Genomic DNA, 9430 nt, shown 5'->3' with positions numbered 1-9430 from the left:
CACGTCGATCGTTTTGCATCAGGCGGCGCGCTGCGCGTCGTTGATCTCGCCCAAGTACAGCACGTGACGCTGCACCATACCCCCGCCCTTGCGCCGACAGTTCTCGACGACGCTCCAGTAGCGGTGCGTCTTGCCATCCTTCTTTCGTGTCTTGCAGCGTAGAAACATGCCGATAATAGGCACACGACACAAGCATCACGCAAGGGGCAAGGTCGGCACTACAGCGTGTTTTGACGGTTTTGCTCACTCCCATGCCCTATCGATCAGACACTTATGCGCACGAAGCTCATCAAAAATCGGAAAAATTGCGGCGAATAGCGGAAGTCGGGTTAGTTGGCTCCGGTGCTCGGCGGCCCATTCGATCGTCAGCGCCAACGCTCGTCTGGGGAGCTTGCCTGCCATCACTTCCAGCGTTCGAATATCGATCAGCGCTTCATGTTCGCCATAAAGCGCGTGAAAATGCGGTGGCGCATGTTCGCGCCAGAACATCTGAATAACGATACCGAAAAACTCGCTGATCGTCGGCATATGAAGTTCTCCGCTTGTGCAGTCGACGAACTGTCCTCCAGCACATTACAAATATACCCGATACGCTTCGCGATAAATCAATAAGGCCGGTTTCACGATCTTCGTACCAATCGACCGCAGCTTTGAACTCTTCGGTCGCTTCGGGGTGAAACTCAAAGTTCATCGAGCGTGGCGCTGCCGGATTCGCTCAAATACCTGTTCTCCCGAAATCGTCTGAACCTGACTGCTGGCCACCTCGTTCAGGCGACGGTTGGCTACGGATAGCCAGGCGGCGGTTATAGCTTCATCTTGCAGATTGAAGCTTTGCAACAGGGCTTCGGCGATGCGCGCCCGTTCTTCCACAGGCAGGTAGATAATTTCGTCCATCAGGGCATTCGTTTTCATCGGTCATTCCTCGTGCTTGCTGTTGCTGCATTCGACTTTACGCTGATCCCAGGCAACGGAAAACTATTGCGCTATCCACTTTTTTTACGTCCGCCACAGCTTGCGCAGGCCAAGGCGCAACTCTTACGCTAAACGTCTAGCGTAAAGCCAGTAAAGCCCGCTGGGCTATTCCCACCAACCGAGCTTGTGGCCTTTGTGCTGGCCGTTACAAAATCGCTCAGGGAACACAAGGTAGGAGCCAGCTTGCCGCTTGTTATAATCTCGGTTTTCAACAACGACTCGGTTCCCCATGCGCAAGATTCAATCGCTTTTACTCGTTCTGCTGCTGCTTCCGGTGCTGGCCTTTGCCCAGCAGATGCCCACTCCACCTGCACTGGCCGCCAAATCCTGGCTGCTCATCGAAACCGCTTCCGGGCAGGAACTCGCTTCGCAGGCTCCCGACGAACGTATCGAGCCGGCCTCGCTGACCAAGCTGATGACCGCCTACCTCACCTTCTCCGCGCTCAAGCAGGGAACGATCAAGATCGACCAGATGGTGACGGTGTCGGAGAAAGCCTGGAAGGCGCAAGGATCGCGCATGTTCATCCAGGTCGACACACAGGTCAAGGTCGAGGATCTGATCAAGGGCATGATCGTGCAGTCCGGCAACGACGCCTGCGTTGCGCTGTCCGAAGCGATTGCCGGCAGCGAGGACAACTTCGCGCAGATGATGAACCGCGAGGCGCAACGCCTGGGAATGAAGGCGACCAGCTTCCGCAACTCGGCCGGCATGCCCGATCCGCAGCACTACACCACGGCGCGCGATCTGGCGATCCTGGCCGGTGCGCTCATCCGCGACTTTCCCGAGGACTACGCCAAGTACTACTCGCTCAAGGAATTCCGCTACAACAACATCACCCAGCCCAACCGCAACCGTCTGCTGTGGCTCGATCCGACGGTCGATGGCGTAAAGACCGGGCATACCGAAGGCGCCGGCTATTGCCTGATTTCCTCGTCCAAGCGCGGGCAGCGCCGCCTGCTGTCGGTCGTGCTTGGTACGGCCTCCGACGGCGTGCGCGCTCAGGAGTCGCTGAAGCTGCTCAACTTCGGCTTCCAGTTCTACGATGCCGTACAGCTCTATGCCAAGGATCAGGCGGTGTCCAATCTCAAGATATGGAAAGGAACGGAGAAAACGCTGAAGGCCGGTTTCACCAGTGACTTCATCCTCGCCGTCCCCAAGGGCTATGCGCCGCGCATCAAGACCGAACTCGTTTCGCAGCAGCCGCTGATGGCGCCGGTGACCCAGGGCCAGGTCGTCGGCACGATGAAGGTGAGCCTCGACGGCAAGCCGTTTGGCGACTACCCCGTTGTGGCCATCGAAGGCGTGCCGGTCACCAATATTTTCGGTCGAGCCATCGACAGCGTGCGGCTGTGGTTCAACTGACAGCCATGAGCGCCTGTCTCGACGGTCGCTTGCTGCCGCTCGCCGGGGCCAGGGTTTTACCGCTCGAGCGCAGCTTCCTGCTCGGGGCCGGCGGCTACGAGGTAATGCGTCGCGCCGATGCCTGATACCCCACCCCAAGCGGACACCCTTTTCGAATTCCCCTGCGCCTTCCCGCTCAAGATCATGGGTCTGGCCGACGGCGCGCTGGCGCAGGCGGTACTCGGAGTCGTGCTTTCCCATGCCCCGGATTTCGACGGCGCAACGATGGAAATGCGCGCATCGAGCGGCGGCAAATACGTCAGCCTGACGTGCACCATCAACGCCACGTCCAGGCTCCAGCTCGACGCGCTCTATCGCGAACTGAGCTGTCACCCGCTGGTCAAGGTAGTACTTTAGTGAGGAGTCAAGCGTGAGCGGCGAGGAGAAATACCGCCACAAAAACTTGGTGGGTTCGCTCCCGATCCCTGACTCCGCACGGTTAACTGTCCGCTACTGCGGACTCGCAGACTACGAACCAACCTGGCGGGCGATGCTCGATTTCACAGCCAGCCGCAATGCAGAAACCATCGATGAACTTTGGGTCTGCGAGCATCCGTCGGTCTACACGCTCGGGCAGGCGGGCAAACCCGAACATCGGCTTGCAGAGAACGGGATTCCCCTGGTAAGGATCGATCGCGGCGGGCAGATCACCTACCACGGCCCCGGCCAAGTGGTGGTTTATCTGCTGCTCGATCTGGCGCGCCGCGGTCTCAAGGTGCGCGAACTCGTCAACCGAATTGAGCAGGCGCTCATCGACCTGCTGGCCGAACACGGCGTCGGCGCAAGGCGGCTGGACGGTGCTCCCGGCGTCTATGTCGAACTGGCCGGGACAGTGGCCAAGATTGGCGCGCTCGGGCTGCGCGTCAAAAAGAACGGCTGCTATCATGGGGTCAGTTTGAACGTCGATATGAACTTGTCACCCTATGCCGCGATCAACCCCTGTGGCTATGCCGGCATGGCGGTTACCCAGACGCGCGATCTGGGGATTGCATTGACGCCGGCGCAAGCGGCGGAAGCCCTCGTGAGCCACCTCACGCAACAACTGGAGCTAGCATGAGCGAGCAGCAGAATACGCAACCGGGCAAAGCAGCCGGCAAGGTTGCTGGCGTCAAGCAGAAGGGCGAACTGAAAACGGCACGCATCCCGATCAAGGTTATTGCGGCCATTGAACCGCTGCGCAAACCGGCCTGGATTCGTGTCAAGGCCGGCAACGACGCCGGCCGCTTCGGCGAGATCAAGAAGATGCTGCGCGAGCAGAAACTGCACACGGTGTGCGAGGAAGCCGCCTGCCCGAACATCGGCGAATGCTTCGGGCGCGGCACCGCCACCTTCATGATTCTCGGCGACATCTGCACGCGCCGCTGCCCCTTCTGCGACGTCGGCCACGGTAAACCCTTGCCGCCCGACCCGAACGAACCGGCCAGCCTGGCCGACAGCGTCGCCAGCCTCAAGCTGCGCTACGTTGTCATCACCAGCGTCGACCGCGACGATCTGCGCGACGGCGGCGCCCAGCACTTCGTCGACGTGATTTCGGCGGTGCGCAAAAAATCGCCGGGCACCATCATCGAAACGCTGGTCCCCGACTTCCGTGGCCGCCTGGAGATCGCCGTCGATGTGCTCGGCCGCTCGCTGCCCGACGTGCTCAATCACAACATGGAAACCGTTCCGCGCCTTTACCGGCAGGCACGTCCCGGTGCCGACTACGCGCACTCGCTGGCCTTCATGCTGCAATTCAAGGCGCGCTATCCGCAGGTGCCGACCAAGTCCGGCCTGATGGTCGGGCTGGGTGAGACCGACGATGAAATTCTCGACGTGCTGCGCGACCTGCGCGCTAACGGCGTCGAAATGCTGACCATCGGCCAGTACCTGGCACCCTCGACGCACCACCTGCCGGTCTCGCGCTATGTGCACCCGGATACCTTTGCGATGTTCGAGGAAGAAGCCAAAAAGATGGGGTTCACCGGCGCCGCCTGCGGCCCAATGGTGCGCTCAAGTTATTGGGCCGATCAGCAGGCACACAGCGCCGGTGTGGGGTAAAGCCATGATCCGGCAGGGCGTCAGCCTCATCGGCGCGCCAACCGACGTCGGTGCCGGCACACTGGGTGCCCGCATGGGGCCGGAAGCATTGCGTGTAGCGGGTATCGCCAAGGCCATCGAGCAGTTTGGCAGCGAGGTCAGGGATTGCGGCAATCTTGCTGGGCCGGCCAACCCCTGGCAGCCTGCCGTCGATGGCTTCCGGCACCTGCCCGAAGTCGTGCTGTGGAACCGTTTGCTGCACGACGCAGTTTACGAAGAACTCAAGGCCGATCGTCTGCCGATCCTGCTGGGCGGCGATCATTCGCTGAGCATCGGCTCGATCAGCGCCGTCGCCCGCCATTGCCGAGAGCGGAGCAGGAAACTGCGCGTGCTGTGGTTCGACGCCCATGCCGACTTTAACACCGCCACCCTGACGCCGAGCGGCAACATCCACGGCATGCCTGTCGCCTGCCTGTGCGGCCACGGCCCGCAGGAACTGATCGCACTGGGCGGCCACGCGCCCGTACTCAACCCCAGGGAGCTTCGCCAGATCGGCATCCGCAGCGTCGATGAAGGCGAGAAGCGCCGGGTGCATGATATCGGCATCGAGGTCTTCGACATGCGCTTTATCGACGAGATGGGCATGCGCCATACCATGGAACTGGCGCTCGCACTGATCGGACCGGACACCCACCTGCACGTCAGTATCGACGTCGACTTTCTCGACCCCGACATTGCGCCGGGCGTCGGCACTACCGTGCGCGGCGGCCCGACTTACCGCGAAGCGCAACTGTGCATGGAGATGATCGCCGACAGCGGGCGACTGGCATCGCTCGACGTGGTCGAACTCAACCCTGCCCTCGACATACGTAACCAGACCGCAGAACTGGCCGTCGATCTGATCGAAAGCCTGTTCGGAAAAAGCACCCTGATGCGCAAGAGCGAAGCGACAACACCGACCGGAAATTCCCGCCGATAAATCTCCCCTTGAACGCGTTTGACAGGGCTTTCAGGTCGCCTATATTGGAAGTGTAGCTTTGCATTTCCTGTACATAGAGCTACTCAAGCGACATTAGAAGGGAGAATATCATGAAGGGAACGATCACCGACTTCCTCGCGCTTGTCTCGGCGAAGCCTGAACTTTCAAGGGAATTGATCGAACTCGCGGCGCGCCACGGCTTTGAAATTTCGGTCGATGAGTTATCCGAAAAGGAGCTGCAGGGCGTTGTTGGAGGTGTTTTCCAGGGAGGTGGTTTCCAGAGCTACTTGAACGATGCTGGGAACGACGCGCAACTCGCGAATATCGATCTGCAGAACGAGCTCCAGAAGCAGCAGCAAACCCTCCAGATGGTTTCGAATGCCTCAAAAACAGTCTCAGACACGGCGATGTCAGTATCCAGGAAGATCGGCGGCTGAGCGCTAGTCGTTCAGCAACGGGCGCGAACATCTCAGCCTCACTGCCCGACCATGCCATCCAGTCTCTGGTGCAGGAGAACCACAGGCGCGTCGTGATGTCGGCAGTGCCGTTGCCTGCCGATCTGCTTGAAGCCCAGCAGGCGCTGATAATAACGGGAATGGCGCGGATTGACCTCGATCACCGCATCGCTGGCCGCGAAAAAATCCTTGGCGTACTTGAAGGCCGCCTGAAAGAGGGCGATCAGCAAATCGCGTGAGCTGAAATCCGGATCCACCGCCAGCCTCGAAACTTCAAAGACGATCCGCCCCGGGCGGCGCAGCCTGGCTAGTTCCGTGGCGTAAAGCGCATCTGCCAGCAAGCCCTCAGAGGAATCGCGGTTTAGCGTCAGCGTCGCCGCCAGTTCATCGTATTGCCTGGCGGCAAGGGTTACCCGATTCGGATCGTCCATCCGCTGCCCGTGCGATTTGCTGTTATCGCCGCAGCAGACGTGCATCTGCTGCACCAGCATGTTTGCTGCGTCATGCTGGTTCAAGGTTTGCACTGGGCGAATGTCGTAACCACGACAGCGCGGCAGCAGGCCCCACAGCGGTCTGAGCGATGGGAACAGCCGACAAGCTCCGTCGCGCGGACGTCTGGCCTGCCCGTACTGGGCGAAGGCCATTTCAGGAAGCCGCTTGGAATTGATGGCGGTGTGCATGAGGCAATGAAGTGTATGGTTCTCAGCCGGTGGCCGCGAATTGACAGGAATCGCTGTTGCTGAATGAGTCCGGGGGATTGCCGGTCTGGATGGCAATGCCATCGAGTTCCTGGTGCAGGAGAACCGCAGGCGCATCTACACGCTGGCACTGACGCAAGTTGCCGATCTTTTGGAAACCGAGCATGCGCTGATAGTAGCTGGCATGGCGCGGATTGACCTCGATCACGGCATCGCTCCCCGTAAAGATGTCCTTTCCGTACTGAAGTGCGGCCTGAAAGAGGTTAGTCAGCAAGTCCCGGTGGCTGAAATCCGGGTTGACTGCCAATCTTGTTACTTCACATACAATCCGGTTCGGGCGACGCAGGCTGTTAAGTTCTCTGGCATAGAGCGCATCCGCAAGCAAGCCGTCGGTTGAATCCCGGCCCAAGGTCAGGGTCGCCACAACATCATCCGCATGCCATGCGACCAAGGTTACTCGGTTCGGATCGTCCAGTCTGTGCGTTGGCGATTCAGTGCTGTAACCACACCCCGAGTACATCCTCCGCACCAGCATACCGGCCAGGCCATGCTGATACGGTGTGCGCACCGGACGAATGTGGTATCCACGAGAGTGCGGCCGCCCCCGGGACGCTCGATAGACTGTGTCGAGCGAGCCAATGAACTGTCCATCAAGGGATATGGGCCTGTCCTGAAGCCGGATGGCGTTGATGGCGTTCAGCATGATTGGTTTCCGTACTTACTCAACCGGCCGCTGCGCTGAGCGCGACGAAGGGCTCAACCACCGGTCGGGCCTGGGAGGCCACTTTCTCGGAAAGTACGTTGATGTCTCCGCACAGCTCTCCGCCCTCGTCGATCACCAGTTTGCCGTAGCGGATCGTGCCGCTCACCCGCCCGGTGGAATGAATGATCAGTTGCGAACGGGCCGTCAGTTCGCCTTCGAAGGTGCCAAGGATTTCGGCGATATCAATGCTGACCTTGCCTGCGAAAGAGCCTTTCTCGGCGATCCGGATGACCCTGCTGTCCATCGTCGCCTCAACCCGGCCTTCGACCACCAGCGTGTCGCAGTCGAGGATTTCGGCGCCCTTGAGCTTGACGTCGGGGCCAACAATCAGCCGCGCGCCCATCACGTTATCGTTGGCGGATGATTCCCTGGTGGCGGCAGCGATGGTGGCGGATACAGGGGCATTCGACACCGTTGCAGTGCTTGTGGTCTGGGCGTCAGCGGGGTTCCCGGTGGTTTCCTTTGCGGCATTCATGCTCTTGTCAGAACTTGTCAGCGCGGCCGGGGAACCGGAGCCGGGTAAGGGTTGGGCGTCGCGGCGGGTAATGGGATCGTTGCGGCCAAAAGCGCCGGGTTTGTTGAACATGGATTTTCCTTTTGGGTGAGGTTAAAACGAAGACCGGGAGAGACGAGTCGAGTGACTCATAGCGAGGTCCGTGCCAGACTTGAATTTCGTCTAATAAACAGTCGGCTATCCTGGATACCCGATTTTTCGGTTTGCATTTGTCGCTGAAGCTGTCGGGTAAAAGCGACAGGATTTCCGGACTATTTTGCAAAATCCCGCAGGCTCAGCGACTTGCGCTGTCGTCAGGCAGCGACAACAATCGTAACGCATTGTTTATATTATGCTAATAATATTATTCCCAGCCATTTTTACACCTGCCAGGGCGCAATTTGTTACACATGGGGTCTTGCGGGTGGTCTACACTACTCGCGCGTAACTAAATTTTGAACCTTGCGCATGAAACTACCTGACTCCTGAGAGTTTGTTAAAAATCATCGCTGCCTGATTTCCACGCGTGTCACCCCGGCGCACCCCATGGCCCAAGGCCACGTCGGGAGTGTGTAAGGAGGGCGCCGGAATGAAGGCTCGGGAGGTTTTTTCCTTTAATTCACAGCCTCTGAGATGATTCGAATATCGTTCCGCCAGAGCATGCTGGCCGGATTCCTGTTGATCGCATTGCTGCTCAGTTGGGCTGCGGTAAGAAGCTGGCTTGTACTCGGGCAGTTTGTCGAACAAAGCCGGCAGGTTAATGAACAGGCACTGCTACTCAGCGCGTCGATCCAGGAGCTCGCCGAGCGGACGGTCGATCTCGAACGCAGCACGCGCCAGTTCATGGTGCTCAACGATGCCGCCCTGCTCGGGCGCTTCGACGAGAATGTCAGCCACTCACTGGCCGCAGTGAAGCGCCTGGATTCGGTGCCGGGGGAGCCGCTGGGGAAACTGCCCGGCGCCTGGCGACAGGCCGTTGAGCAGCTCAGCCAGGGGCTTCACCAGGCGTCACCACGGGCCGGGCTGTTACCTTTTCTGAACCGGCTAGCCAGGGTCAACAGCGAACTGGAGCATACCGGCCGGCGCTGGATCGACGCGCAGCAGGCGAGCATGCTGGCCGAACTTGGACAGAGTCGCCAGCACTTGACCCGGCTGGTGGCGGCGGCGGTCGTCGGTGCCTTTCTGGTGGCACTGGCAATGGGCTGGTGGCTGGCGCGACCGATAGTCAGTCTGGAGCGATCGATAGAACGCCTGGGTGAGAGCCGCTTCGACCAGCCGGTAACGGTTGGCGGACCCGCCGACCTGCGGCGAGTCGGACGCCGCCTGGACTGGCTGAGACGTCGTCTGGGCGAACTGGAAGCGGAGCGCGAGCGCACCCTGCGCCATGTTTCGCACGAATTGAAGACCCCGCTGACGGCGCTGCGCGAAGGCATCGCGCTGCTGCAGGAAGAGGTGGTCGGGTCGCTTGAAGGATCGCAACAGGAAGTCGTCGATATCCTGCAAGACAACGTGATGGCCTTGCAGCGACATATAGAAAGCCTGCTCCGGCTCAATGCCGCGGCCTTCGAGGCGCGCCGCCTGTGCTATCGGCCGCTGCCATTGAGAAAACTCCTGGCCGACGTGGTGCAGGGACGGGAGTTGCAGATTCAGGC

Annotated in this window: 13 protein-coding genes; 7 read left to right on the top strand and 6 right to left on the bottom strand. The window is 60.0% G+C overall.

What is annotated here, in order from left to right; genetic code table 11:
- Positions 1–18: 18 nt before the first annotated feature.
- The 3 genes from JNM42_RS15705 to JNM42_RS15695 form a co-directional block, all read right to left on the bottom strand.
- Entirely contained in the window at positions 19–168 is a 150-nt protein-coding gene (locus tag JNM42_RS15705) for a hypothetical protein (protein WP_294272230.1), read from the bottom strand.
- Positions 169–243: 75 nt separating this feature from the next.
- On the bottom strand, positions 244–528 hold the full coding sequence (locus JNM42_RS15700; protein ID WP_294272227.1) for a DUF4160 domain-containing protein: 285 nt from the start codon (positions 526–528) through the stop codon (positions 244–246).
- Between the two features lie 159 nt (positions 529–687).
- Positions 688–912 carry an addiction module protein gene (locus JNM42_RS15695; RefSeq protein ID WP_294272224.1) on the bottom strand — a complete coding sequence of 75 codons (225 nt, stop codon included), beginning with the start codon at positions 910–912 and terminating at the stop codon, positions 688–690.
- Between the two features lie 289 nt (positions 913–1201).
- Here JNM42_RS15695 and JNM42_RS15690 point away from each other — a divergent pair, with 289 nt between their 5' ends.
- The 6 genes from JNM42_RS15690 to JNM42_RS15665 all read left to right on the top strand — a co-directional run bounded on the left by JNM42_RS15690 (position 1202) and on the right by JNM42_RS15665 (position 5806).
- Positions 1202–2335: a D-alanyl-D-alanine carboxypeptidase family protein gene (locus tag JNM42_RS15690; RefSeq protein ID WP_294272222.1), complete on the top strand. Its 1134-nt coding sequence runs from the start codon at positions 1202–1204 to the stop codon at positions 2333–2335.
- 117 nt (positions 2336–2452) lie between these two features.
- Positions 2453–2731: a DUF493 domain-containing protein gene (locus tag JNM42_RS15685; protein ID WP_294272219.1), complete on the top strand. Its 279-nt coding sequence runs from the start codon at positions 2453–2455 to the stop codon at positions 2729–2731.
- Between the two features lie 64 nt (positions 2732–2795).
- Positions 2796–3431 (top strand): lipoyl(octanoyl) transferase LipB, encoded by a 636-nt coding sequence (lipB, locus tag JNM42_RS15680; RefSeq protein ID WP_294272233.1) that lies wholly within the window; start codon positions 2796–2798, stop codon positions 3429–3431.
- A complete protein-coding gene (gene lipA, locus JNM42_RS15675) occupies positions 3428–4411 on the top strand; it encodes a lipoyl synthase (protein ID WP_294272216.1) in 984 nt (327 codons plus the stop codon). The genes lipB and lipA overlap by 4 nt, the downstream gene beginning before the upstream one ends.
- Before the next feature lie 4 nt (positions 4412–4415).
- A complete protein-coding gene (gene rocF, locus JNM42_RS15670; RefSeq protein WP_294272211.1) occupies positions 4416–5369 on the top strand; it encodes an arginase in 954 nt (317 codons plus the stop codon).
- 110 nt (positions 5370–5479) lie between these two features.
- Positions 5480–5806, top strand: coding sequence for a hypothetical protein (locus tag JNM42_RS15665; protein ID WP_294272207.1), 327 nt, complete (start codon positions 5480–5482; stop codon positions 5804–5806).
- Positions 5807–5844: 38 nt separating this feature from the next.
- Here JNM42_RS15665 and JNM42_RS15660 read toward each other — a convergent pair whose 3' ends face one another.
- The 3 genes from JNM42_RS15660 to JNM42_RS15650 are packed head-to-tail and all read right to left on the bottom strand — an operon-like array spanning position 5845 to position 7871.
- Positions 5845–6504: a hypothetical protein gene (locus JNM42_RS15660; protein WP_294272204.1), complete on the bottom strand. Its 660-nt coding sequence runs from the start codon at positions 6502–6504 to the stop codon at positions 5845–5847.
- A gap of 22 nt (positions 6505–6526) precedes the next feature.
- Positions 6527–7225: a GNAT family N-acetyltransferase gene (locus JNM42_RS15655; protein WP_294272202.1), complete on the bottom strand. Its 699-nt coding sequence runs from the start codon at positions 7223–7225 to the stop codon at positions 6527–6529.
- A gap of 19 nt (positions 7226–7244) precedes the next feature.
- Positions 7245–7871 (bottom strand): polymer-forming cytoskeletal protein, encoded by a 627-nt coding sequence (locus tag JNM42_RS15650; RefSeq protein ID WP_294272197.1) that lies wholly within the window; start codon positions 7869–7871, stop codon positions 7245–7247.
- A 540-nt stretch (positions 7872–8411) separates the two neighbouring features.
- Here JNM42_RS15650 and JNM42_RS15645 point away from each other — a divergent pair.
- The coding region (locus JNM42_RS15645) for a histidine kinase dimerization/phospho-acceptor domain-containing protein (RefSeq protein ID WP_294272194.1) at positions 8412–9430 on the top strand (1019 nt) is incomplete at its 3' end.

It is taken from the genome of Propionivibrio sp. (assembly GCF_016790145.1).
GTDB lineage: Bacteria > Pseudomonadota > Gammaproteobacteria > Burkholderiales > Rhodocyclaceae > Propionivibrio.
This window is presented reverse-complemented; position numbering and strand designations above follow the sequence as displayed.

Coding starts and splice junctions, on each gene's coding strand:
- JNM42_RS15705 (WP_294272230.1), bottom strand. CDS start 168: ATGTTTCTACGCTGCAAGACACGAAAGAAGGATGGCAAGACGCACCGC.
- JNM42_RS15685 (WP_294272219.1), top strand. CDS start 2,453: ATGCCTGATACCCCACCCCAAGCGGACACCCTTTTCGAATTCCCCTGC.
- lipA (WP_294272216.1), top strand. CDS start 3,428: ATGAGCGAGCAGCAGAATACGCAACCGGGCAAAGCAGCCGGCAAGGTT.
- JNM42_RS15660 (WP_294272204.1), bottom strand. CDS start 6,504: ATGCACACCGCCATCAATTCCAAGCGGCTTCCTGAAATGGCCTTCGCC.
- JNM42_RS15650 (WP_294272197.1), bottom strand. CDS start 7,871: ATGTTCAACAAACCCGGCGCTTTTGGCCGCAACGATCCCATTACCCGC.
- JNM42_RS15690 (WP_294272222.1), top strand. CDS start 1,202: ATGCGCAAGATTCAATCGCTTTTACTCGTTCTGCTGCTGCTTCCGGTG.
- JNM42_RS15695 (WP_294272224.1), bottom strand. CDS start 912: ATGAAAACGAATGCCCTGATGGACGAAATTATCTACCTGCCTGTGGAA.
- JNM42_RS15665 (WP_294272207.1), top strand. CDS start 5,480: ATGAAGGGAACGATCACCGACTTCCTCGCGCTTGTCTCGGCGAAGCCT.
- JNM42_RS15655 (WP_294272202.1), bottom strand. CDS start 7,225: ATGCTGAACGCCATCAACGCCATCCGGCTTCAGGACAGGCCCATATCC.
- JNM42_RS15700 (WP_294272227.1), bottom strand. CDS start 528: ATGCCGACGATCAGCGAGTTTTTCGGTATCGTTATTCAGATGTTCTGG.
- rocF (WP_294272211.1), top strand. CDS start 4,416: ATGATCCGGCAGGGCGTCAGCCTCATCGGCGCGCCAACCGACGTCGGT.